Source organism: uncultured Paraglaciecola sp. (assembly GCF_963977085.1).
Classification (GTDB): domain Bacteria; phylum Pseudomonadota; class Gammaproteobacteria; order Enterobacterales; family Alteromonadaceae; genus Paraglaciecola.
The window spans coordinates 26,321-52,562 of record NZ_CAXBNC010000029.1; the positions used below are offsets into that span (position 1 = coordinate 26,321).

Below are 26,242 nucleotides of genomic sequence, written 5' to 3' on the forward strand. Positions count from 1 at the left end.
GAATAATTAGCTTAGGGGGATTATGACATAAGGTGTAATACCAGTCCCAACAAAGAAGTGTTCACTCAAAGGTCACGTCTTTATTAGAGAAAGCAAAAAACCCGGCAAAGGCCGGGTTCTTCAGGAGACAAAATTAATAAATCTACTTGATTTTGGCTTCTTTGAACAAAACGTGCTGACGAATTTTAGGATCAAACTTTTTGATCTCCATTTTGCCAGGCATATTACGTTTGTTTTTATCTGTAGTGTAATAAAAGCCTGTACCAGCACTAGACACTAATTTAATTTTATCGCGCATAATCTGCTTCCTTAAACTTTAACACCGTTGGCACGCATATCAGACAATACTGTATCTATACCTTTTTTATCAATAATACGCATACCTTTAACAGATAAACGCAATTTCACGAAGCGGTTTTCACTTTCAACCCAAAAACGGTGGGATTGAAGGTTTGGCAAAAAACGACGACGAGTCGAATTTTTAGCGTGAGAACGGTTGTTACCTACCGCTGGACGCTTGCCTGTAACTTGACATACTTTGGCCATGGCCTTTGTCTCCAAACAATCTAAAAAAATTTAGCTCTGACTCACGTTTAATCGTAATCAATCTACGAGTCAGCTAACGCTATTAACAAGAGGGCGCATTTTATACAGTAAACTAGGGTTGAGTTCAAGAATAATGTGTAGAAAAACAACTCTTTTGTCGCTTGTTGACATAATAACCTGTCTAAGACAAGTTTTTAGCTCTATTATTGGTTTGTTGTGGTGATAAAAATTGAATATTCATTTTAGTCTCAACACTACATATAACCTACATGATCTAAAGCAAACCTCTCTGTGCAAATGACACCGCTACTCCATCGCCAATCACAAAATGGTCAAGCACTTTGATATCCATTAGATTAAAGGCATCTATGACTCGCTTGGTGATGCTTTTGTCTGCTTGGCTTGGCTCTGCAATACCCGATGGGTGATTATGGGCGAGGATCACCGCAGCAGCGTTATCCAATAGAGCTTGTTGCACTAAAACACGAGGGTAAACTGAGGCGCTGTCAATGGTGCCATAAAACATAGGGCGATATTTTATCAGTCGATGTTGACTGTCGAGTAATAACATCGCAAAAACCTCATGGGGTTGGTCTCGTAGTTTGGCGATTAAATACGCTTGAGTTTGTTCCACTGAATTGAACGCATCGGATTTGTCTAAGGTTTCAGCCATATAACGTTGGCTCATTTCTAAACAGGCTTGTAGCTGCACAAACTTTGCCTGACCAAAGCCTTTAGTTTCACAAAAATCATGTTCAGAAGCACTTAATAAGCCGCGCAAACCACCAAATTTTGTCAGTGAGTTTCTGGCCAGATCAATAGCGCTATAACCCTTAGTACCGGTGCGCAAAAAAATAGCTAAAAGTTCGGAATCAGATAGTGCTGCAGCGCCTTGCCCTAGCAGTTTTTCTCTGGGGCGTTCATGTTTGGGCCAATCCGTGATCTTCATGCTTCCGTGCCTTAATCTTGATGTTGATAATGATTAACTTCAAAATAAGCCTAGCAAATAGAGGCAATTCCAGCCAATAATGTGCCTATCGAGCACAATAAAACAACACAACAGATACAATGCAACTCGAAAACTCTAATATTATTCTAGGCATTACAGGTGGTATCGCGGCTTATAAAACCCCTGACTTAGTGCGTAAACTTGTCGCTAAGGGCGCAAACGTGCGCGTAGTCATGACTCAATCAGCTAACGAATTTGTAAGTCCTTTGGCGTTACAAGCTGTATCTGGCAATCCAGTGTCTGATAATTTATTAGACAAAGATGCTGAAGCCGCTATGGGGCATATTGAATTAGCACGTTGGGCAGATAAGTTAGTGATAGCGCCAGCCACAGCTAACTTTATAGCGAAGCTCACTTATGGTTTGGCAGATGATTTATTGTCTACCCTCTGCCTAGCCACAGCGGCTCCGATCTATATTGCACCGGCAATGAATCAACAAATGTGGTTCGCTGCTGCGACTCAAGCTAATTTAAAAATTTTAGAACAACGTAAAATACAGTTTTTGGGGCCAGCTCAAGGCGAGCAAGCCTGTGGCGATGTGGGTCCAGGACGTATGCTTGAACCACAAGAGATTGCAGATTTATTAGCACAGCAAACACTCGACCAAGTATTAGCTGGCAAACGCATTACTATTACCGCGGGGCCAACTCGAGAAGACATTGACCCGGTACGTTATCTGTCTAATCATAGCTCCGGAAAAATGGGTTATGCCTTGGCAATTGCAGCCCAAGAGCTAGGGGCAACAGTGACATTAATCAGTGGCCCGGTGAATTTATTGCCACCAGCAATGGTTCAAACAGTCTCAGTATCCAGCGCACAGCAGATGCATGATGCAGTGATGCAAACGACCCACAATTGCGATATTTTTATCGGTTGTGCTGCAGTGGCTGACTATCGAGTACAACAAAAAACCAACCAAAAGATTAAGAAGTCAGATAGTGAGTTAACACTTACTTTTATTAAAAACCCTGATATTCTTAGTGATGTAGCACATTTAACTAACGCGCCTTTTACCTTAGGTTTTGCCGCAGAAACACAAAACTTGCGACAGTATGCCTTAGATAAGTTAAGACGTAAAAAGCTTAATATGATTGCTGCAAATGATGTATCTGATAATACAATTGGTTTTAACAGTGAGCAAAATGCACTTAGCGTATTTTGGTCAAAGGGTGAAAAAAAACTAGATCTTGCCGATAAGCAATTACTTGCTAGGCAGTTAATGCAACTAGTAGCCCAAAGATACACAGAAGACACTGACGCCACATTCGCCTAGGAACCCAAAATGCCAGCTACAAAACGCCCTAATCGCCGTGCACAAATTCTTCAAGCATTGGCGAGCATGTTACAAACCAGCCCAGGACAACGGATCACCACAGCCAAGCTAGCGGCACATGTTGGTGTATCTGAAGCGGCTTTATACCGTCACTTCCCAAGCAAAGCACGAATGTTTGAGGGATTGATTGAGTTCATTGAAGAAACCTTGTTCTCGCGTATTAATAAAATAATTAATGAAGAGAAAGACACTGCTACTCGCTGTCAGCTTATATTGCACCTTATTTTAGGTTTTGCTGAAAAAAATCCGGGGATCACCCGTATTCTAAATGGCGATGCTTTAATGGGTGAACAAGACAGATTAAGAGAGCGCATTGCGCAATTGTTCGAACGTTTAGAAACACAATTGAAGCAAGTATTGCGGGAACGTAAATTACGTGAAGGCAAAACATTACCCGCTGAAGAAGGCATCATCGCAAATATACTCATTTGTTTTGCAGATGGGCGTATTAATCAATTTATTCGCAGCGAATTTACTAAAAGACCTACTGAAAATTTTAATGAACAATGGCAATTAATTAATAGGCAATTTTTTAATTAAGTTTGCATAAATTCAGGTTAAAAAAAAAGCGGACTCAATTGAGTCCGCTTTTTTGATCGAGTTCAAATACTAATAAAGCTATTTTGAAAAGTTATCACCAAAAAAGTCACCTTCATTCCAGCTAGAACGTTGTGCTTGGTTAGCCAATGTCATGCCTATGTGGTAATTCACCTCGGCAAACTTAGTCGCAGCTTTCCAATTAAATGCTTGGCTAAAATCATCACCGGGTTTGTGATAGTTTGTTTTAAGGAAATTGCTAAACTGTTTACTCCCATCAACCTCAGGATCTGCCGATTTAAAACCAGGCACTAAAAATACTGAAGGAATGCCTTGTTTTACAAAGCTATAATGGTCAGAACGAGTAAATAACGCTTGGTCCGGCATAGGGTCAGGGCTTAACTCTAATCCAATTTTCTCCGCAGCTTTTGCCACTGAACTTTTCATATCACTGTGGTCAGCACCAAAGGCTATCACATCTGCAAATTCGTAGATCAGTATTGGCATATCTAGATTAACGTTGGCTACCATTGAGCCCATTGGTACTGTAGGATTTTGAGCAAAATAGTCTGAACCCAACAAGCCCTTTTCTTCACCGGTCACAGCAACAAACAAAATTGAACGCTTAGGACGTTCATCAAGCTCACTAAATAAACGCGCCGTTTCTAACAACACTGAAGTCCCAGTGGCATTGTCCATGGCGCCATTATTAATTTTGTCTTTCTTCACCGTTTTAGCAAAACCAATGTGATCAGAGTGTGCAGAATACACCACATATTCGTTCTTAAGTTGAGGGTCTGAACCCTCTAGAATCGCAGCGACGTTAGGGCTAGAGATAGGCGTGTGAGTACTTTGAGATTCAAGTTGGACCTCTAAAGGTAAATCAAATCCTTTAGGCGACTCATCTTTTTCTAACATGGCGTAGATTTGTTCTAAATTTTGTTCTGCATCAGCAAATAACAGTTCTGCCGCTTCTTTACTAAAATATGCCGAACCTTTAATTTGCGGAAATACCCCTGACGGCACGCCAGCTTGGTCCAACCAACGCACAGATGGAGTATGCAAATAATTCAATAAATTTTGATAAGGTCGGACTTTTTCACCCGTTGGCGTACTAATAGTGATAAAACCTACAGCACCATTTTCCGAAGCATGACGTAACTTTTCTCGACTTGAACCAAAGTGCGCGCCTTCTTCACTAGGAAAAGACTTAGGTTTGCCTGACAACACAACCACTACCTTATCCTTTACATCCATATCATGATAATCATTGTGCTGTAACTCAGGGGCGACAATACCGTAACCAACAAACACTAACTTGCCTGCCATCTGAGTCAATTCTTCCAGAGGATTAGGGGAAGTAAGAAATTGTTTAGGATAACTCAGCGCCATTTCGCCTTGTGCACCGGTCAATGACAATTTAATGGACGATTGATCAATATTGGCCTGAACAAAATTCACCCGCTGCATATAACTGCCATCGTCACCTGCTGGTGTTAAGCCGTATTTTTCAAATTCGGCAGCAATATAAAGGGAAGCAATTTCGTGCCCTCTGGCTCCCGTATCTCTCCCCTCTAATAAATCATCAGACAAAAACCTAAGATGCGATTTAATGCGTGATGCATCAGCAGAGACTTCTGCTGTTGGTTGGGCCTTCTCAGCTTGACACGCAACTAACATTGCTGCCGTCAAAATGACCCCAAAGCCAGAACTTAACTTCATTTTTATTTCCCCACATTTATTTTAATTGTTTTAATTTCTCAGATTAAGCGAGATGTATAACAACTACAACCTTGACAGATAATATAACTCGGCTAATCTGTGAAGAACATATATTCTGCCAACACTAGTTGATTTCATGCCACGTAAAGCCCAGTACAAGGTTGATGATGTATTAAGCCAAGCAATTGATGTATTTTTAGAGCACGGCTATCACGGTGCCATTATGGACGAAATTATTGCTAGAACCGACTTCAATAGAAGAGGCTTTTATATCGAATTTGGCAGTAAACAAACGTTTCTCTACATGGTGTTAAAGCACTATCAAAGCCTTCATCTAAACAAATTAATGAAACATTTAGAATCTAGCCAAGGACTTGACTCCATTCATGCATTTTTTGCCGATTATGTGGCCCACATCAAAGGTAAAGGATGTCTGTTAATCAACTGTATTACTGAATTGGGTTTTGATGATCAAAAGGTGCAAGAAATTGGCCGCCACTATCTTGACCGATTACAAATTGATTTTATTGGCTGCCTAGAAAAAGCCCAAAGTTTAGGACAAGTACATACCCATATTAATGTAGAATCAACTGCACTGCAGCTGACCAGTTACGTGCAAGGTTTTGCCGTTAATGCTATTTTGGCTGGAGATACGGATGAATTACAATTAGCCACCCGAGCTCTATTAGGTCCCCTTGCTGTAAATCAATAATGCCGGTTTTTCACTATTACCTTATAAAAGGCTCCAATCGAAAAAAATTTCCTCAAACGCCCCTTAGTTAACCTTGCTATTGTTGAGGTTATCTCCATTGATAGGGAAGCTGTAACATCCTATAGACAACCCTGTTTTGAACGGGGGAATTAACCTAATATATTGAGTAGTGAATATGACCAATGAAAAACATTTATTTCGCATCCAATTTGTCGCCAATGGCGAGCGCTACGAACTATATGTACGAGAAGTTTGCCAGGGAAGTATGTTTGGGTTTATTGAAATTGGTGACTTTGTTTGGGATACCCATACTAGTTTAGTATTGGATCCAAGCCATGAAAAACTTAAAGATGAATTTGCTGACGTCACGCGTACATATCTGCCTATGCATAGCGTGTTACGTATCGATGAAGTAAAAAAACAAGGCACCTCAAAAATCACCACGCTGTCGGATAAAGTCACCGCTTTTCCAACACCAATTTATACGCCTAGGCACACGCCTAAATAACATTCATTCAGCCAAGGATTGTAATATGAAAAAGTTATCTAGCTTATTGGTATTCAGCCTTTTTTCATATATGTGTTTAGCTACAGAGACCGCCAAGTTACAGACACTGCTTGATAAAATTTGGCAGTATGAATTGTCTGTAAGCCCGATCCAAGCAAGCCAGCAAGGTAGACATGAATTTGATGATAAATTGACGGATATTTCGCCTAAAGCCTTGGCCGAACGAGACACTCAATTTCGCGAATATCTTAAAAAATTGACTCATATAGATTCAGCGGAGCTAAGCAGAACACAACAAATCAGCCTGTTGATTCAACAAAGAAAGTTACAAAACCATATCGACCAATACCGCTTTAACGCTCATTATATGCCACTTACTTCAGAATCAGGTTTTCATAATGATTTGGCTTTTTTACCCCGCTCTAGCCGTTTTAAAACCTTAGTTGATTATCAAAATTACTTAACACGCCTTGAACAATTTCCTAGTTATTTTGAACAACAGATTAAGTGGATGAAAAAAGGTATTCAAACCGGCATGGTACAACCTAAAGTAGTGCTTCATGGCTTTGAAGATTCAATTAAATCCTTTATCCATCAGTCTCCTGAAGACAGTGTATTTTACACACCATTTACTGATTTTCAGGGCAGCAGCGTTGACCCTATTCAACAACAAAACTTACGTGAACAAGCCAGTTTAGTTATCAGTAACCAAGTGTTTAGTGCTTACCAAACGTTTTATGACTTTTTCACCACTGAGTATTTTCAAAACAGCAAAGCTAATATCGCCGCCAAATCTTTACCAAAGGGCGTTACATTTTATCAAAATCGTAGTGATTTCTATACCACCACTAAGATGTCGGTGGAGGATATTCATACTCTAGGTTTACAAGAGGTTAAGCGCATTCGTGGCGAAATGCAGAGCGTTATCGAGCAACTTGAATTCGATGGCGATATCTACCAATTCATTGAGTTTTTGCGGAATGACAAACAATTTTATGCACAAACAGCCGACGAGCTAATCAAACAAGCGGCCTATATAGCAAAAAAAATGGACGCCAAGCTACCGCAACTATTTAATTATTTACCTCGCACTCCCTACGGCGTAGAAGCTGTTCCTGAAAACATTGCACCTAAATATACAACTGGCCGTTATATTTCGCCTAACAGAGATGACCAACCTGGATATTACTGGGTGAATACCTACGCCTTAGACAAAAGACCTTTATACGCGCTTACTGCATTAACATTACACGAAGCTGTGCCGGGGCATCATTTACAAATATCCCTAGCGAGAGAAATGCAAGACTTACCAGAAGTCAGGCGCTATACCTATATCTCAGCATTCGGTGAAGGTTGGGGTTTATACTCCGAGTTTTTAGGTAAAGAAGTAGGTATGTACCAAGATCCCTATGATGAATTTGGCCGCTTAAGTTATGAAATGTGGCGAGCTTGTCGTTTAGTGGTAGATACCGGCATGCACATAAAAGGTTGGTCAAGACAACAAGCCATAGATTTTATGCTGGAGAATACTGCCCTTTCTGAACACAATGTCACCACAGAGATTGACCGTTATATCTCTTGGCCAGCACAAGCCTTATCCTACAAAATTGGCGAAATCACCATTAAAAAATTACGACATAAAGCCGAACATGCCCTAGGTGATAAATTTGATGTTCGCGCATTTCACCATGCCATTTTAGAACACGGTTCAGTGCCACTTTCCATTTTAGAAGACAGTATTCAGTTGTTTATTCAAGAACAAACTCAGAGCTAGGGACTAACTAAACATATCAATTCTGGTACTTGTCTATAGGCAGGTCAGTCAATATGACTCACATGTAGGCTTACTGACTCTGCGTAGCCTGCTTGAGCAATACCCTGAATTCGTGCTCAGGTACAGGCATCACTGATAAACGGCCACCTTTTTTGACTAGGCCAACTTCGCTGATATCGGCCATCTGTTTGATGGCTTTGAGTGATAACAAGTGATCAAATTTTTGTTTGAATTTAATATCCACCATATACCATCGGGGCTTGTCTTGGGTTGACTTAGGGTCATAATACTTAGTTTCTGGATTGAACTGTGTGTGATCTGGGTAAGCTTCTTTAACCACCTCGGCTAAGCCAACAATGCCCACATCCTTGCAACTAGAGTGATAGATAAAAACCTGATCACCTTGTTTGATTTGATCACGCAAAAAGTTGCGGGCCTGATAATTACGAATACCGTCCCAATGCTCAGTTTGATTTGGCATGTTCGCCAAGTCATCAATACTGAAGGCATCGGGCTCAGTTTTAAATAACCAATATTGCATTAACTTTCCTTATGGATGAGCTTAAAACAATATATTTTAAAACATTCTCTTGCAAGCAAGTAGCGCGACGAATTTCATACTTTTTAACCCGGAATTTTAATCAGTTTATTAAACAAAGCGCTATCACTAAGCACAGCCAATTTTTCCAGTTTAGTCATCCAATCTAACGCTTCTTGGGGATGAGTTGCATCTTTGATTTTATATTTTGCAATGATGCAACTGACATGAGGTTCGCCTCGAGTCGGCACCGGAGGTTTAGATAACAAATTAAAATGATTATGTTGATAAGTATCTTTTTCAAGCAAAGATGAAATAGAAACATCTTGCAAATATTCTTTAAGTTGCGCCGCAAACCTGTCTCGTTGGGTAATAATATCGAGCGTGACAACTTCTTCTGGAATATTCAAAATACCAAAGAAACCCAAACATTTAGCTACACTTTTACTACCACTAATGGCTGACAATGGGATAGCAAACATTAATCCAATTAATGTAGGAGACAACCAAATCAGCAAAGTAGGGGAATAATGGTAAAGTAATACTGTCATCCCAATCCCTATCATAGTGTGCCAGAAATGTTGTCTAAGCAATTGCAACCAAGGCGTGCCGCTGTGTAATCTTTGCTGAGTGGCCCACCCTGAATCACGGCCACGAAATATATCGAAGATATGGCGACTGTGGATCAACATAAAAATAGGCGCATACAACACAGAGAAGAATGTTTCGACTATTGCGCCCAGAATCATCCTAATGACACCTAAAGGTTTTCTTAATGGGCTGTGAAAAATCGCCCGAATTAACCCTAACACTTTAGGTACGAGTAAAATGCCCATAGTAAACACAAACAACGCCACCATACGTTCAGAATCAAATACAGGCCATTGTGGGAACAGTGAAGGTTGATCTGAGAAGTATTCGATATTGACATAATGAATCTGAATGGCCATCACAATACCAATGAGTATTAACGCGAACCAAATAGGCGAGGCCATATACCCAATAACCCCAGTTAACATGTGGAACCTGTTAGGCCAACGCAAACCTTTGGCTTTAAGCACCGCAAGATGCTGGATATTGCCTTGTGCCCAACGCCTATCACGGGTGGCAACATCAGATAAACTAGGCGGACTTTCTTCCCAAGACCCTTTCAATGCTGGCAACATGCGCACTGACCAGCCTGCCCTTCTCATTAACGCCGCCTCTACAAAATCATGAGATAAAATATCCCCTTTAAATGGTTTAATACCACCGAGAGTAGGTAGTCCTGCCGATTCAGCAAAAGCGTTCACTCTAATAATGGCATTATGTCCCCAATAGTTACCATCATTGCCTTGCCATGCGGTAATACCACGAGCGACTATCGGCCCATACACAGTTCCTGCAAATTGTTGCAACCTAGCAAATAGTGTATCGCCACGATATAGAGTGGGTAAGGTTTGAATAATACCTGCATGGTCATCACTGGCCATTTCTTGCATGAGAGTCTTCAAAGTATTGGCCGACAACAAACTATCTGCATCAAGCACTATCATATAGTCATAGCGGGCGCCCCAGCGACTGACAAATTCATGTACATTCCCGGCTTTCTTGGCTTTATTATTATGTCTGCGTCGATACCAGACATTAATCTCACCTGAAAGTGCCTCTTTGAGTTGCCCCACTGCAGCGGTTTCCTTAACCCATACATCAGGGTCATTGGAGTCTGAAATAATAAAAATTTCAAATTGCTCAGCAAGCTTATTGGCAATCAAATCTTTGCCCATACTATAAAGTGCCGCACAGGTTTCGCTTGGCTCTTCATTATATACGGGCATAAGTAAGGCCGTTTTTTTATGAGTGATATCCGTTGCAGAAGAATCTGCGCCATGACCAGCAAATATAAATCCTGCACAAGCTGCGCTGGCAGCCAAAGCAATCCAAACAAAAGTTAAACAAAACAATCCAACCATTACCCACTGCAAGGCAGTGACAGTATCTTGGGATACAATAAGTACCATTTGATGAGTAGCATAAGCCGTTAATGCCAACGCACCACCAAAAGTGATGAGTCTGGCAAACAGCTGAGTCCATCCCTGTTTCGCATGTTTTACCTGAGGTTTTTTAGAAAAATCCTGAGCAGGCATATGTAATGGTGATTCTGGCGGCACCCCTAATTTTTCGATCATTATCTGGTCCATCGGTATAGCCATGTCTCGCCCCATTGTTTATCTTCCTTAGACAGTGATACTCGAAGTTCAGATACGTTTTTTGCGCCCGGTTCAAATTTGACAACAACACGAAGGTTATTCGTTTCAGGAATAACCTTACTGGTGACACCAACAATATGACCGGAGCTACTGATTGCGTTAATACTTAAGTCAGATGGAATAGTTTGCCCCGCATATTCAATCACAAATTCACGAGTGGTTTCTGAGCCTAGAGATTTTCCAGCCGCAGTTGACACTATTTTTCCACTAATATTTTTTATCGGCGCATCACTGCCCCAAGATATTTTATAACTAAACTCTCGTGGTTCACCTGCCTTTAACATTTGATTTGGTTGCCAAAAAGCGACAATGTTATCGTGAATTTCCGCCTTAGTAGGAATTTCGATTAATTCAACATGACCAGGTCCCCAATCATTTATTGGTGTAACCCAAGCTGAAGGGCGTTTATGATAATGGGCTTCCATATCCTTAAAATCGTTGAACTTTCTGCTACGTTGCATTAATCCAAAACCTTTAATTCCATCATCTTTAAACGCTGAGACTTCTAATCTTTTGGGGTTCGCAAGTGAGCGCCAAATTTTTTCGTTATTCGCCTTTACCATTAACAGACCATCTGAATCATGAACTGCTGGTCGGAAATCATCAAAGCGAGATCTGTTCATAGCATTGAATAAAAACATTGAAGTTAGAGGTGCCACACCAAAAGATTCAATGTCTCTTCTTGGATACAGAGTGCTTTTAACCAGGATTTCTGTATTCTTCTCTGGCTTCACAGTAAATGTAAATGCCCCAGTTAATGATTCACTTTCCATCAATGCATGGACTATCAATTTGTCGTTCTTCTTATTAGGGCGCTCGAGCCAGAACTCAGTGAATACTGGAAACTCTTCTCCCGATGGCTTAGCGGTATTGATTGCCAGCCCCCTAGCAGAAAGTCCATACCAATTTGTCTGACCAACCGCTCTAAAATATGAGCCTCCTTGGAAAACCATAAACTCATCCCACTTATCTTCTGTATTAATAGGATGAGTGACGCTGAAGCCCGAATACCCTTGCGCATCGGTATTTTTAAGCGCTTCTTGCTCGGAGTCGTAGTTAAAAATTTTAGTGGTGTAGAAAATTCGTCTCGCCACACCACCTACAACTAAGTTTAGCTTCACTGGAATTTTGAACAAAAAGCCTGGGTGTAGAGGGTTGACTCGAAAATTTCTATTCTCTTTCGACCAAATAGTCGCGCCTCTTTCAAGCTGTATCTTTTTGTAGTCATCGTAGCTCATTTGGCTAAGGGGATTATCTGCTGGTAATTGTTTTACCTGATATTCTCGAGTGGCGAGATCCATTGCTTTAGATTCCAACCATTTCCTATCAAATGGCTGAGTTAATCTATCTTTGCCATCTGGCTCACTGTCCGCAGCTAAAGGTTGCTGTGCCTTGGTTGACGACTGATACGGAATTAAACTAACACTTAACACTAGAGCGAAGATGTAATACTTGTACAAAATGGAACTCCTTGTTATTTACCTACTTAAAAAGCCTTTGTTGTACTTAAATTTACGCTAACCTAAAGTTGCTATAAAAAAGGTTAAGCACAGAAGCGATTGGATAAAACAAGGGAAATGCAGTAATTAGGCCAAGTGGCAAAAATTACCATGTGACGATGTAGGTGAGTAAAAATAAGGTGGATATTGTTCTGAGAATAAACAAGTAAACTCGGCGCTAATCTTCACTAAACAAGGTAAAAATAACGCGCCGATTCCATTCACACAAAAAGCAGTGGGCTTTATTAATTCTTAACCCTTGGCCTAGGGTTAGGCCCTATTCACTTAAAAGCCATTTGTCTAATAAGAGTTGTATTGCTCGACCATCCACCAGCTTAAAATTTTGCGGCGCCATAGGTAAACGATTTCGGCCGTCTTGCACCACCAACAGTCCTGCAGGCAGGTTTTCGCCCAATGGGTATGAGGTGATAGCTAAACCATCAGTTTCAGATGCACCATCTAACCCTAAACTCAGGTTCAACCCTATTTTAAAGCTGCCAAGGTAGTGGTTGTTTTTATCTAAAGCAAACACACCGTAACTATCATTGCCTTGACTAGAAGCAAACAAGAAACGCTGTTCTTTGTAACGATAGATCCCTAAACCTTCCACATCTGCCACAAAAGTTTGGTTGGTTTGAATGATGAGTTTACTTGTTTCTTCAATAGGCTCTGCGGAAACTTGCCACACACCAACGGCTTCTTCGCCGTAGTAAAGTTGTTGGTTTTGATCGTCTACCACACAGCCTTCTGGTTGACTGGGAGCATAAAACTCTCTAACTAATTGACCTGAAATCTCTCCAGCATCTTGCTGTAACAAGTACTGCTGAAAATGCCCATCTGTGCCATTAATAAACACATAATACTGGCTACCACTAGCATACATACACAATCCATAAACATCATCGATACTGGTTGGAATATCTGAGATGTGTGTCATGTAACCTGTATTGGGTTCGATAGTAAAAACACTAATAGATTTAGTACTACGGTTGCTCGCGGTAGCAATATCAACACGCTTACCGTCTAACTCCATGCCATAACGAATATCTACATTATTTACTCGACCTATATTCAGCTCTTGTAGTAAGTCACCTTGCAAATCGTACTGTTTTAAACCTTGTTTTTTATTGGTACCTAACACTCGACTTTTAGCACTATCAGCAAAATTTATCCAAATAGCGGGATCATCGGCTGCATCACCATAGGCTGCCATGGCGGCACTTTGTGCATAAGGTTGCAAAATTGGCATAGCTGGCGGAACTTTTGGTGACTGCTTTTTAGGAAGAAAAAGCTCTGATGTGAAATACCTTGCAGTTTCATCATCAAATATACCTAATGTAAGCTGATCGCCCTGTTGCAGGCCACTGACACTTTCTGGACTGTTTTTGCCTTCAAAATGCATAAATTGGGGGGATTCATTGTGTTGGGTGTCAACGAACCAAAATCCTTGCTGCTCTGGCGCGCTGACGAGTAAGTCGCCTGATTCCAACACCTCAATATGTGTTACTTCACTAGCAATTGGTCCGTGGGGCTGAGTCGCTATCACCAACTCCCGCGCTAACTCAGATTCGTGATCGGCAAAATAACGCCAAACCCCAATGTTTTCTTCGACTATATAAAGTGATTGAGAGTGATCGTCTACCGCGCAAGACTTGGTTTGAGGGGCACCAATAAAGTTTTGCACTAAGACGTCGGTTAACACATGTTGTGATGCATCAACCACAATTCGTTGCGCAACTTGCCCTAGCGCATCTGTGGTAAATAAGGATAAGTGCCCTTCTGGCATTTGATACCAGCATAGACTTTCTATTTGTGCAGATGGCTTTTTAAATCGGGTTAATTCTGACAATTGTTGCTTTTGCCAATCTAGCTTAACAATTAACACTTGCCCCAAATTGCTGTCTAAGGCGGCGATTAATCCAAAGCTTTGCTCACCAATTTGTATATTGTCTCGCCAGTCCAGCAGTTCAATATGACCTTCAATGCTACTCAGTTGATTACCTTGTTTATCGGTTAACAACAGCCCTAACGTTTCGCTAGTGAGTAACCAATATTCTTGTTGTTGGTTACGAATAGGTTTAGCTACTTTGCCGCCAATATCGTTGTTTTTTTCGAGCATTTTTAATGGCGCAGGCACTATCTTTTTGGCTGAGTGAATAGGTGTTTGGCAGGCACTTAACAGAGCCAAAAACACACTAAATAAAATGGGAGATAAAATAGATTTCACAGTTAATCCTTATTAATACTATATTGATACAGCACCTTGCTAGCGTCAGAAATAAACTGCACTAATAACTCATTGTTACTTACCGATACTGAAGCAATACCTGCTGTAGCCTGTGCAAAACGGGTAAATGGTCGTTGCGCAACCTTTCTTAATTCAGAGCCCGCGCCAGAGACAAAATGCTGCACTGTTGTGCCTTGAGGTTGATTGTGTTGCAAGTCATGTTCGTGACCTGCGAAATAAGCATCAATCTTGTGGTTTTCGAAAATAGGTTCTAGTACGTCACGTATTCCAGCGGTTTTACCATAACGTTTACCACTTGAGTACAAAGGGTGATGACCAATTACGATTTTCCACTTAGCGGTAGATGTAGTTAATTGAGCTTCTATCCAAGCGAGTTGTTTAGCACTATCTTGCTTTTGGGTTTCGGCATATTTTGCTTCATTTTTATATCCCGGATTTAGGGGGCTAGTATCAATAAATAAAATAAGCACGGCTTCACCACTATCAAGCTCAAAGCGTTTGGCGTAATAACTACTAGGAAATACCCAACGACGGCTAACATCAGAGTAGTCAATTTGCGCTTGCCAATTTCCCCTGTAGTCGTGATTCCCTAAGGTAGGATACCAATTTTCAAACAAATGCGGCCCATGATAGATATCTTCAAAAGACGTTTTCCAATACGGATCGTCCACCGATGCCACACCATTAGAATAAAAATTGTCCCCTGTGGTGACAATAAAATCAGCGTCAAGTTGCCACATGGCCACGTCCATCATCTCCGCAACAGGTATTTGCTGATAATGACCATTCCTACCCCAGTCACCCAAGACCAAAAAATTAAGACTCTCTGCTGGTACAGTCAAACCTTGGATCTGTTGGGTCTGATAATAAGATTCGTCATGTACAGGTTTTGCATAGCTGTGGAAAATTGTGATGCTGGCTATAACAAAACAGATATTGATTAATCGCACTTTTTTTCTCCAAATAAACTCACGCGTCTCATAGATAGACGCGTGTTTGTTGTGACCAAAATGTTTAGCTTTAGTGGATTACAACTTCCAGTTAAACCCTAATTCAAAGGTACGACCGTACTCTTCAAATTGAGCGTTGACACTAGGTCGATCAAAGTAGTGATAAAACGGCTCATCTGTTAAGTTAATTGCGTTAAAATACACATGCATATTGGGATTGATAAAGTATTTACCCATGAAATCCATTTGCTGGTGCTTATCTTCCATTCTGATTAAGTCACCATCTACTTCTTCAAGATTTTCACTTTTGTAGGTCATAGTTAATCTGACACTAATATCTTTAGTTTCGTATCCTACAGTTAAATTTCCTATTCGGTCAGATTGGTTTGGCAAAGATGTTTCATAACGTTCACCGTCTAAAATGGTGACCGCTTCTGAACTAGAGAAGGTACCATTGGCACTTAGCAATAGGCCATTATCGAAACCTTTTATCCAAGATACTTCAATACCACTCACACTTGCCGATTCACCATTGATGGGCTGCATGACTTCTTCAAAACCTTCCCAACCAGCTGTGCCGGCAACATCAGTAATGATAATAAAGTTATCGATGTTCTTATAAAAATACCCCGCAGACAAAATACCGATATCACCTGGGTAGTATTCTATTGCTAAGTCGAAGTTGTCTGCTTCATAAGGGTCGAGTTCAGGGTTGCCAACTTCTGCTTCTCGCTCAGTGACAAATTCACCGTCATCTTCTTCTGTTTTAGATTCAATAATTTGAAATGCCGCTGAGTCTTCAAACTTTGGACGAGAAATGGTTTGGGTAAAGGCTGCGCGCCCTATGAGTTTATCATTGAATTCATAGCGCAAATTGACACTAGGTAACAGATAAGAATAGTTTTTGTCGCTTTCCCATAGCGTATTGACGACTTCTTCTACATCGGTTTCTTCATTTTCGACTAATTCAACTCGCATACCAGAAGTGCTAAAGTCAGTGCCTTCGTAGCGCAAACCGGCGACTATACGTAAATTCTCTAACTCAATCTTGCCCATAAAATACAGCGCGAGAATATCTTCTTGATTTACAAATGACGCTCCGTTTGATTCAACTTCTGAATCAAGCTCTGCTATCTCGAAAGCATTACTTTGCTGTCCATAATATTCACGCATAAAGGCACGATCTAAACCTGGACCAAAATCCCCCAAGCCCCAATCAGGAGTAGATGACGCAAAAATACTAGGATCAATATCATCAAAGTCACCATCATAAATGCTGATGTTGGCATCTGCCGATTTCTCACGGCTACGGTATTTACCACCAAACTTAAATTCAAGCTGATTGTCTTGCCAATCAAAGTAACGAGTAAAATCGGCTTTAACCATAGTTTCAGTATCTTCTGCTCGATTTTTTTCAAAGCTGACTTCATCTAACTCATAATTGCTTAAGTCCATAACAGCGGCTTCTTGAGTCACAGCGGGAATGGGCCCTGCCATATCTGAATCGATTTCCATGCCTTCACCCACTAAGGTGTAGTACAAAGCATCTGGTTCATCTTCATCTGCTTTGGAGTAACCGAGTTGATATTCTATTAACCAATCTTCAAGTTGGTGTTCACCACCTGCAGTGATAGATAAAACACTCTGGGTTTCTTCACGATCTTTACTACCACGCTCAATTTCAGAATCTTCACCATCAAACACAAAGGTATTCGAGAGTCTAAATTCATCGTCAGCAAAGCTGCTGTATAAAGTACGTAAATAGTATTGGTTATTCATGTCTGGACGAAAATCTAAGTTAACGGCACCACCAATACGCTCGCGATTAATTGAATAATAACGTTGCTCTACTTCATCATCGCCATTTGATTCAATGTTGTCTGAACCAAAACTACGATCGAAATAGGATAAGGCCGCAGCAACACCCACTGTGTCAGTCAACATTGAGGTGAAGCTAGCTGAAACTTTAGGGCTGGTTTCATCCCGCAATTGATTTTGACTCGCTTGTACAGTCACACTTGCAGAGGTGCCATTTTTGTCAAAGGCACTGAGGCTTTTCACTTCTATTGAACCACCAATAGCATCTCCGTCCATGTCTGGTGTGACTGACTTTGAGACTTCCAAGCTTTGAATCAGCTCTGAGGGAATCACATCAAGTGCAACAGAGCGTACCCCACTTTCAGGTGAAGGCACATTCACGCCGTTAATGGTGACATTATTCAAGTTAGGATCGATACCTCGGATACCTACAAAGCGCCCTTCACCTTGATCTCTTTCAATAGATAACCCTGGTAAACGTTGTAATGCTTCCGCGGCATTTTGGTCGGCAAATTGACCAATAGAATCGGCCGACACTATAGATTTAATACTGTCAGACATTCTTTTTTGATTCAGTGCACTGGCTTTACCCGCTCGTTGTCCATACACAATAATGCTTTCCAATGAGGTATTAGCAGCGGCTAATACCACAGCTTGTTGCAAGGTTTGCCCTGCGCTGATTTGAATAGGCAATTCAACTGTTTCTGCCCCTAAGTACTGAACCACTAAGGTATAGTTACCTTGGGGTAAATTAGTAAACCGAAACGACCCATCACGACGAGATACCGCACTAGCGCCTAGCTCTTTGATTTGAATATCAGCCCCTGCAAAATAACTGGTTTGGCTTTTGTCCATTAATACGCCTTGTAAAGCGCCCACTTCTTGCCCTAGTGCAGATGTACCGACCAATGCGGTTAAACAAGCTATGGCTAAGGTAGATTTAATCATTTTCATAATAGGTTCTCGTTCCTGTCATCTTTTTTAATAGTCGTGTAGGGACTGGTTAATCTTGTTGGGTCAGACACGCTAAAGAAGAGCCATGACATTTTTATGACGACATCACTGATAAATCCCTTGATAAGGCTTATTCACTGGCGATTGAGCATATTGTTGCCAGTTGATTGAGCTAATTTGACCCCCTATTGAGCGCCCAAAAACTCTGAGTTTGAGTGGTTTTAATGGCGGATATTGCAAAAGACCTTCATCTATCTGTCATTTAGTTGAGCCAAAATGACCCTGCTATGTTTTTTCATATTAAAACCCACTATTTTCAGTAAGAGGATGAACAATGAACTTGTCTTTGTTGGCTCGCCATCCAACACTTTTTTCGGTGTTGTGCGGTACGTTGGCAGTGTCTAGCAGCCTGAGTATTGGCTTAGGGCAATTAAAAAATCTATCTGACATATCTTGGCTGGATGTGCTGGGAGAAGGTAGCTTGGGATTGCTCTCAATTGTTTGGGTATTCTTTTTACTGATTAGCCGTCCCCCGGGCAAAGTGACTTCAGCCTTAGTAATAGGATTATGTTGTTTTCTTTTTTCAGCTTCTCTGGATTTTTTTGATGAATTTTTAACCTACCAAGATGTGGCCACGGGTTTGAGTATGATTGAGTCAATTCCTGCGGCCATTGGTATGCTTATTATGAGCTATGCATTATATCAATGGCATCAAGAACAGCTGGTGCTCAATCAACAATTACGTAGGCGCGAACATGATTTGCGGCAACATGATCAGATTGATTATATTACCAAGTTATATGGTGCCGATTATATGCGTGGCCAAATCCACAATAAACTTACAGCCCCCCCTCACTCTGACTTTTCTATTGTCATGTTAGACATTGACAACTTTGACCAATTTAATCGTAAGTTTGGACATGCAGAGGGAGATAGATTGCTGCGGCAGATATCTGAATTAATCATTATGAACTTACGTTCATCCGACTTAGCCTGTCGTTATGCTGGCGACCGTTTTGTGCTGTTATTACCCAATACAAGCCAAACTTTGGCATTAGAATTAGCAGAACAAGTACGTCAAGCCATATTCCATTTGGCTTACAAACCTGATCAACACCCTCAGGCCATATACCACAATTTAACTTTTGCCATCGACTCAGTCAGACCAGGAGACACAACTGACAATATTATTGACCGAGTCAATCGAAATCTTGATGCATCTAAGCAATTACTTTATCCAAGTGAAGTGGCGTTATGAAGGTTTCTGCCAACACATTTCTATGCTTAGAAGATAAATACATTCCGGCCCATCAGTTAGCCGCGAGTTTAGTTGATTATGCGGTGTCTCGAGGTGTCAATATACACAAACTATTGAGAGGCACGCGTATTTTCAGTGAGGATCTCAAGTCCAACAAAAAAATCAGTTTGGGACAATTATTACAATTGCTCAGCAATGTTAGAACCCTAACCCCTGGCTATGATTGTGCGTTTCAAATTGGTAGGCGCTTATTTCCTAGCAATTATGGGGCTGTATCTAATGCGTTATTACATAGTCGGGACTTTGCTCAAGCCCTAAAGATCCTCGGTTTATTGCGTATGCAAATCTGTCCATTTTTTGATAGCACCAGTTATCAAACTAGCCAAAGACAATATTTACTTATCAATCCGGCATTAGGCTGTCATACACAGGTACAGTTTTTATCTGAAATTTATTGCAGCGCTTTGATTTCTGCAACTAAGTTACTTTTTGGTCAGCGTATTCCCATGTATTTTAGTTTTCCTTTTCAAAAGCCAAAATACATCCAAGAATACGAAGGCAACCTTGGATATAGACTGTCGTTTTCGCAACCTATGTTCAGTATTAGTTTTGAAAAAAAGTGGCTGACAACGCCCTGTCTACAAAGAAGTGACGGTTTGAGACGTTATGCAATCAAACAAGCCCAAATGCACAACATCCCTAAGCAAGGTTTTTTGCAAGCTGTGCGTAGTGAAATCAACAAAGACAGACAAGCCAGTTTAGACAACATTGCCAGACAATTTTCCATCAGCCCTGCCACCTTTAAACGTAAGTTAAAATTACATAACACTCACTTTAAACAATTACAGGATGAGCTAGGAAAACAACAAGCGACTTACCTATTACAAATTCAACAATTTAGTAATGAGCAAAGCGCCCACCTTATGCAGTTTAACGACATTCCTAATTTTCGGCGCTCAGTCAAGCGCTGGACAGGCTTAACACCAAGCCAATTGAGGTTAATTGAATAAAGCTATTCACAGCTGATTTATCAGTAAAACTTGCATCTTTAGAGATCACAAATATACTGTACATAAATACAGTATATTTGTGATCTTATGCACCCAACTATTTCTTATCTCAAACATAAAAATTTACTTTGGCAAGCTCATCATACTCAACAGAGTGACAACGGACAGCACACCGGATTTAAGGAATTAGATAACGCCTTGCAAGGAGGATTTCCTGAGTATGGCGTCATCGATATCCGCAGCTTACTAGGCATTGGCGAGTTGCGTTTATTATTGCCTAGCATCCTTACTAGACAACAACAAAGACAGACCGAGTTGGTCACACTTATCGCACCACCTATGTCTATTAATAGCGAAATGTTAGCGGAGTTTGGCTTTGCCCTTGATCAAGTGATGGTAGTACAACCTGCATTAACTCAGCAGGTATTATGGAGCGCCGAGCAAAGTCTTAAAAGTGGCTGCTGTCATAGCGTTATTTTGTGGCATGCTTCGTTGTCAGTCACGCAAGTGAAACGCCTACAACTCGCCGCAGAAAAAGGCCATTGTTTACTTTTTATCATACGTCAGCCTAGGCAAGAACATATCTCTTTACCCGTCACATTGGGAATACGGCTCAGCCCTTCTAGGGTGGGTATCAAGGCGCAAATAACCAAACGCAAAGGCAGTTGGTCTAATACTTCATTTAACATCTATATGGGGGCTTATTGGCCTGAACTCAGTCAAGCAGAAGACACTAATATACTGACATTTCCCTCTCGTGCATCTCGCGCGGGATAATCACTTATAGCACTTATATTATGCAAAACATTTGGCTATATCTGTATTTCCCGAATTTGCAATTAGATGCGCTATTGCAACAAAACCCCGAAGCAAACATACATTCACAGGCTTATGTGATCCTAGATGAACAGAGTAATCAGATATGTCAGCTCAATCACGCAGCTTATCTGGCAGGCATACGTTTAGAGATGGGCTTAGGTACCGCAGCCATGTTAAGTGGAGATTTGCAGGTCATCGCTTACCAACCAGAAATCACTAAAAGCAGACTCAATGACATAGCTCAAAGCTTATATTTAGTCACAAGTGATATCAGCTTTTTTGACAAAAATGGCTTGTTACTACGGGTGCATAATATGCTTAATCTATATGGAAATTTAAGCGCTTATTGGCAAGTTGTGCAGCAGCAACTGTCACTACAGCAGGTACGTTTTCATTACGCCACAGGACATTCTCCCCTAGCCGCTAGATTACTGGCTATCACGGCTTGGGATCAGGTAACCGATAACGAAGATACAATCAAAAAAGCCATTCATAATACAGCTTTGCAGCACACAGATCTTACGCCTAAGGCAGTTGAAAAATTACAAAGAGTAGGTGTACATACTATACAAGCACTACTGAAAATTCCTCTTGCCGATATTGCCAAACGATTTGATATGGAAGTCGCGACTTATATTGGCAGACTCACTGCGCAGATAACCCATCCCGTGAGTTTTTTTCATCCCAAGAAATCTTTTGAGCGCTATATTGAGTTGTTATACGACATAGAAAACATTCAGGTATTGCAGGCTCCATTAGAACAACTATTACAAAGTCTGCAGCAGTTTTTAAAAGCGCGAGACTTGTTAACCCAAACCTTGGTGTTCACCCTTAGGCAAAGGGATGAAAAATCTATTGAGTTAACAATTCATTCCCAGCAAGGCGAATATTTGGCTAAGTCTTGGGCGGTATTGATCTCTTTGAAATTAGAAAACATCACACTCAGCGCGCCTGTTTTTGCGATTCGATTAATAGCAGAAAACACCTATATCAGGACCCCCGACAAAAGTGATTTGTTTGCTGGTAAGCAAGGGAGGCTGTCGCGTTTACAGTTGATATCACTGCTCCAGGCAAAGTTGGGTGAAGAAGCCGTATCCACTCCAGCATTAAGCAATGATTATCGACCTGAGCAGGCCATTCAACATGCCAAACCATTAGCGAAACCGATACAACCTTTGCAACTTTATCCCTTACGGCCGAGCTTTTTATTAACCCCTGCGCAACGTTTACAAGAAAAAGTCTCTATTGCTTATGGCCCAGAGCGTATAGAAACAGGTTGGTGGGACGCTAAACCTATCACCCGTGATTACTTCATAGCCCGCAATCAATTGGGTCGGTGGTACTGGGTATTTAAAACGCCAGAGGGTGATTGGTATTTACATGGGGTGTTTAGTTAATGACAACAAAACAGCATTATGCAGAATTGTTTTGCCAAAGTAATTTTAGCTTCTTATATGGTGCATCCCACCCACAAGAGTTAGTGAAGCAAGCTAGTTTTTTAGGATATCAAGCCCTTGCGATTACCGATGAGTGTTCCGTGGCTGGGGTCGCAAGAGCCTACACTGCCATAAAAGAGCAGAACCTAAACATCAAACTCATCATTGGCAGTCTATTTCGATTTGAGCAAGAGTTAGAATTAGTTTTATTGTGCCCCGACAGAAAGGCTTATGCTGAGCTATGCCGAACTATTACTAATGCCCGCAAACGAGCGCCCAAAGGTGAATACCAGATCAATAAGTGGGACTTACTGGGGATCAAACATTGTTTGGCTATTTGGTTACCCAAAGGCACTCAAGAGATAGATAACTATTGGGGAGCTTGGCTTAAAAAACATTATAAACACAAAGTATGGCTAGGTTATCAGCGGCATCTACTGGCTAACGAACATCGCTACTTAGAACATGTAGAACAGCTTAGCAGCAACCATCAAATAACCATCTGCGCCTGTGGTGGAGTATTGATGCACCATCAACAACGTTTACCTTTGCAACATGCCCTCACCGCTATTCATAAAGGCAAACCCATATCAGCTTTAGGCCGTCAATTATTGCCTAACAGCGAACGTTATCTGCGACCAATCAATAAATTAACTACTTTATATAACTCAGCATGGCTAGAAGAAACACTCACCATAGCCAACTTATGTACTTTTTGCCTGGGGAGTTTGCGTTATGAATACCCTAGTGAGTTGGTGCCTGAGGGAAAAACGGCTTCAGAGTATCTCCGAGAACTGGTTATCACAGGTCTGCATTTACGTTTTGCCACAGGCGGTAGTTTAACCTTTGCTATCAAGCGAATTATTGTTAAAGAATTAAGGTTAATCAAAGAGTTAGAATATGAATACTTCTTTCTCACTATTTACGATGTGGTGCAATTCGCACAACAACAGCAAATTTTGTATCAAGGCAGAGGGTCAGCAGCCAACTCCATCGTTTGTTACTGCTTACAAATCACAGCCGTCGATCCAAGGCAAATATCGGTACTGTTTGAACGTTTTATTTCTAAAGAACGTCAAGAGGAGCCGGATATTGATGTAGATTTTGAGCATGAAAGGCGCGAAGAAGTCATTCAGTATATCTATAAGAAGTATGGACGAGAGCGCACCGCCATAGCGGCAACCGTCACTACTTACCGCAATAAAAGCGCTATCCGAGAAATAGGCAGAGCATTTGCTATAAATGAAAGTCAGTTAGATTTTTTCATAAAAAACATGAATCACCGTGATATGGAATTAGGCTGGCAAGCGCAAATTGCAGAACTGGGTTTCGATCCCTCATCACCCCAAGGTAAACAATTTGTCAGTCTGGTGAATGAAATAAAAGGCTTTCCCCGCCATCTATCACAACATGTGGGAGGCTTTGTCATATCCCAAGGACCGCTCTACCACTTAGTGCCCATCGAAAATGCAGCGATGCAAGATAGAAGCGTAATCCAATGGGATAAGGACGACCTTGAAAGCCTAGGCCTTTTGAAAGTTGATGTGCTGGCATTAGGGATGTTAACCGCCATTCGTAAGTCATTTTCTTTAATCAAAAAGCATTATCAGCATGATTTTAACATTGCTCAGATCACCGCATTAGGTGACGATAAACAAGTTTATAGGATGATCCAACAAGCAGACACAGTAGGCGTATTCCAAATAGAATCTCGCGCGCAAATGAGCATGTTGCCTAGATTAAAACCTACCACCTTTTATGACCTAGTGATCCAAATCGCCATTGTACGACCCGGGCCCATTCAAGGTGGAATGGTACACCCCTTCTTAAAACACCGCGCGAACCCAACGCTAATTGAACATCCATCAGAAGCACTAAAAGAAGTATTAGATCGAACTTCAGGCGTGCCTATTTTTCAGGAACAAGTGATTAAGATTGCCATGGTAGCCGCCGGCTTTACAGGCGGAGAAGCCGACAAATTACGCAGAGCAATGGGTAGTTGGAAGAAGACCGGAGAACTCACACACTTTAAAGATAAGCTCATAAATGGCATGTCACAGAGGGGATACTCCCTTGAATATGCAGAACGTATATACAAACAAATATGCGGCTTTGGCGAATATGGCTTTCCCGAGTCTCATTCTGCATCTTTTGCGGTATTAGCTTATGTTTCGTCATGGCTAAAACACTATTTTCCCGCCGCATTTTATGTCGGTTTATTAAATAGCTGGCCTATGGGTTTTTATTCACCGGCTCAGCTTATCCAAGATGCGAAGCGACATAAAATTAGAGTATTACCCATATGCATCAATGCCTCGCAATACGACCATACTTTAGAATACCAAAATAGAGATTGGGCAATAAGATTGGGACTACGCTTAGTAAAAGGTATTAATGAACCAAGTATACAACCGCTTATCCAACTGCGGCCAAAGACTGGTTATACCGATATCAATCACATAAAACGACTAACACTACCTAGACATATTGTTGAAGCACTTGCCAGCGCAAACGCCTTTCATACAATTTGTGATAATCGTTATGCCACACGTTGGTTATTAATGGACGCAGAGAGTGATTTACCTCTATTCAATCAACAAACTTCAAACCCAACAACTAATATTCCCTGCCCAAGCGCCACAGAAATCCTTTTAGAAGACTATGTGGCAACCAGTTTGAGTTTATCTACACATCCTATTGAGTTATTACACAAGGCCAACTTATTACCTAAACATACTCAAGCAAACCAGCTACACCTCAAAGCACACCAAACTCATGTTTGCGTAATTGGGTTAGTCATAGGCAAACAACGGCCTGGCACATCCAAAGGTGTTACTTTTGTAACGCTTGAAGATAACACAGGAAATATCAATGTAGTCGTTTGGTTATCCACTTCAAGAGCTCAAAAACAGGCCTACTTAAAATCAACCATATTGCAGGTAAAAGGAATATTAGAGCGAGGAGACGGCGACGTTTTACACATAATTGCAGGTAAACTAATAGACTTAAGTCATCTATTGGCAGAGCTGAATACAAAATCTCGTAATTTTCATTAATCCAACACATAAAAAAAGGGCCACCCTTACGGATAGCCCTTTCTTAGAATGGGTGGCTGCGGGGCTGGCCTTCCAGCAATGTGCTACTCTCGCATGGGGAAACCCCAAACTATCCCCGCGCCGGTCACCGGTCGCCGCTAATACGCGGCATCCGATGTGTTTTATCTTTCCAGTTACTGGTCTGAGTTCGGAATGGGCCGGGCATCGAATGCGGGGCTGGCCGTCCAGTCAGGTGGGACCGCATCGCTATGGTCGTCAGACAAAA

General features: G+C 41.2%; 20 protein-coding genes. 10 read left to right on the plus strand and 10 right to left on the minus strand.

Going from position 1 to position 26,242, the window contains the following annotated elements:
- Positions 1–142 precede the first annotated feature (142 nt).
- The 3 genes from rpmG to radC all read right to left on the minus strand — a co-directional run bounded on the left by rpmG (position 143) and on the right by radC (position 1,495).
- Positions 143–298, minus strand: a complete 156-nt coding sequence (gene rpmG, locus AAC000_RS21575; RefSeq protein WP_158972543.1) for a 50S ribosomal protein L33 — start codon at positions 296–298, stop codon at positions 143–145.
- Positions 299–309: 11 nt separating this feature from the next.
- Positions 310–546 (minus strand): 50S ribosomal protein L28, encoded by a 237-nt coding sequence (rpmB, locus tag AAC000_RS21580; RefSeq protein WP_007625404.1) that lies wholly within the window; start codon positions 544–546, stop codon positions 310–312.
- Positions 547–820: 274 nt separating this feature from the next.
- Positions 821–1,495: a DNA repair protein RadC gene (gene radC / locus AAC000_RS21585; RefSeq protein ID WP_339725799.1), complete on the minus strand. Its 675-nt coding sequence runs from the start codon at positions 1,493–1,495 to the stop codon at positions 821–823.
- Positions 1,496–1,614: 119 nt separating this feature from the next.
- Between radC and coaBC the strand changes: the two genes are divergently transcribed.
- Both coaBC and slmA read left to right on the plus strand, forming a co-directional pair.
- The gene (gene coaBC, locus AAC000_RS21590; protein WP_339725801.1) at positions 1,615–2,829 is read left to right on the plus strand and encodes a bifunctional phosphopantothenoylcysteine decarboxylase/phosphopantothenate--cysteine ligase CoaBC; all 1,215 of its coding nucleotides are present in this window, start codon (positions 1,615–1,617) and stop codon (positions 2,827–2,829) included.
- Between the two features lie 9 nt (positions 2,830–2,838).
- Positions 2,839–3,429 (plus strand): nucleoid occlusion factor SlmA, encoded by a 591-nt coding sequence (gene slmA / locus AAC000_RS21595; RefSeq protein WP_339725803.1) that lies wholly within the window; start codon positions 2,839–2,841, stop codon positions 3,427–3,429.
- A gap of 78 nt (positions 3,430–3,507) precedes the next feature.
- Here slmA and AAC000_RS21600 read toward each other — a convergent pair whose 3' ends face one another.
- Positions 3,508–5,106 carry a M28 family metallopeptidase gene (locus tag AAC000_RS21600; RefSeq protein ID WP_339725824.1) on the minus strand — a complete coding sequence of 533 codons (1,599 nt, stop codon included), beginning with the start codon at positions 5,104–5,106 and terminating at the stop codon, positions 3,508–3,510.
- A 178-nt stretch (positions 5,107–5,284) separates the two neighbouring features.
- Between AAC000_RS21600 and AAC000_RS21605 the strand changes: the two genes are divergently transcribed.
- The 3 genes from AAC000_RS21605 (at position 5,285) to AAC000_RS21615 (ending at position 8,142) form a co-directional block, all read left to right on the plus strand.
- Positions 5,285–5,860 (plus strand): TetR/AcrR family transcriptional regulator, encoded by a 576-nt coding sequence (locus tag AAC000_RS21605; RefSeq protein WP_339725804.1) that lies wholly within the window; start codon positions 5,285–5,287, stop codon positions 5,858–5,860.
- Positions 5,861–6,035: 175 nt separating this feature from the next.
- Complete coding sequence (locus AAC000_RS21610) at positions 6,036–6,368, plus strand: DUF1820 family protein (protein WP_339725805.1); 333 nt, start codon at positions 6,036–6,038, stop codon at positions 6,366–6,368.
- Between the two features lie 25 nt (positions 6,369–6,393).
- Positions 6,394–8,142: a DUF885 domain-containing protein gene (locus tag AAC000_RS21615; protein WP_339725806.1), complete on the plus strand. Its 1,749-nt coding sequence runs from the start codon at positions 6,394–6,396 to the stop codon at positions 8,140–8,142.
- A gap of 70 nt (positions 8,143–8,212) precedes the next feature.
- On the opposite strand, the gene AAC000_RS21620 is transcribed toward AAC000_RS21615, so the two are convergent.
- The 6 genes from AAC000_RS21620 to AAC000_RS21645 all read right to left on the minus strand — a co-directional run bounded on the left by AAC000_RS21620 (position 8,213) and on the right by AAC000_RS21645 (position 18,398).
- Positions 8,213–8,683, minus strand: coding sequence for an EVE domain-containing protein (locus tag AAC000_RS21620; RefSeq protein WP_339725807.1), 471 nt, complete (start codon positions 8,681–8,683; stop codon positions 8,213–8,215).
- Between the two features lie 83 nt (positions 8,684–8,766).
- The gene (gene mdoH, locus AAC000_RS21625; protein WP_339725808.1) at positions 8,767–10,872 is read right to left on the minus strand and encodes a glucans biosynthesis glucosyltransferase MdoH; all 2,106 of its coding nucleotides are present in this window, start codon (positions 10,870–10,872) and stop codon (positions 8,767–8,769) included.
- Positions 10,848–12,389 (minus strand): glucan biosynthesis protein G, encoded by a 1,542-nt coding sequence (locus AAC000_RS21630; RefSeq protein ID WP_339725809.1) that lies wholly within the window; start codon positions 12,387–12,389, stop codon positions 10,848–10,850. The genes mdoH and AAC000_RS21630 overlap by 25 nt, the downstream gene beginning before the upstream one ends.
- A gap of 316 nt (positions 12,390–12,705) precedes the next feature.
- On the minus strand, positions 12,706–14,655 hold the full coding sequence (locus AAC000_RS21635; RefSeq protein ID WP_339725811.1) for a phytase: 1,950 nt from the start codon (positions 14,653–14,655) through the stop codon (positions 12,706–12,708).
- Between the two features lie 2 nt (positions 14,656–14,657).
- On the minus strand, positions 14,658–15,617 hold the full coding sequence (locus AAC000_RS21640) for a metallophosphoesterase (RefSeq protein ID WP_339725826.1): 960 nt from the start codon (positions 15,615–15,617) through the stop codon (positions 14,658–14,660).
- Between the two features lie 87 nt (positions 15,618–15,704).
- The gene (locus AAC000_RS21645) at positions 15,705–18,398 is read right to left on the minus strand and encodes a TonB-dependent receptor (protein WP_339725812.1); all 2,694 of its coding nucleotides are present in this window, start codon (positions 18,396–18,398) and stop codon (positions 15,705–15,707) included.
- A 334-nt stretch (positions 18,399–18,732) separates the two neighbouring features.
- On the opposite strand from AAC000_RS21645, the gene AAC000_RS21650 reads away from it, so the two are divergent.
- From AAC000_RS21650 to AAC000_RS21670, 5 genes are all read left to right on the plus strand, one after another.
- Positions 18,733–19,656, plus strand: coding sequence for a diguanylate cyclase (locus tag AAC000_RS21650; RefSeq protein WP_339725814.1), 924 nt, complete (start codon positions 18,733–18,735; stop codon positions 19,654–19,656).
- Positions 19,653–20,666, plus strand: a complete 1,014-nt coding sequence (locus AAC000_RS21655) for an AraC family transcriptional regulator ligand-binding domain-containing protein (protein ID WP_339725815.1) — start codon at positions 19,653–19,655, stop codon at positions 20,664–20,666. Before AAC000_RS21650 ends, AAC000_RS21655 begins: the two co-directional genes overlap by 4 nt.
- An 87-nt stretch (positions 20,667–20,753) precedes the next feature.
- A complete protein-coding gene (imuA, locus tag AAC000_RS21660) occupies positions 20,754–21,443 on the plus strand; it encodes a translesion DNA synthesis-associated protein ImuA (RefSeq protein ID WP_339725816.1) in 690 nt (229 codons plus the stop codon).
- 20 nt (positions 21,444–21,463) lie between these two features.
- Complete coding sequence (locus AAC000_RS21665; protein WP_339725818.1) at positions 21,464–22,882, plus strand: DNA polymerase Y family protein; 1,419 nt, start codon at positions 21,464–21,466, stop codon at positions 22,880–22,882.
- Complete coding sequence (locus AAC000_RS21670; protein ID WP_339725819.1) at positions 22,882–25,977, plus strand: error-prone DNA polymerase; 3,096 nt, start codon at positions 22,882–22,884, stop codon at positions 25,975–25,977. The genes AAC000_RS21665 and AAC000_RS21670 overlap by 1 nt, the downstream gene beginning before the upstream one ends.
- The last annotated feature ends 265 nt before the right edge of the window (positions 25,978–26,242 follow it).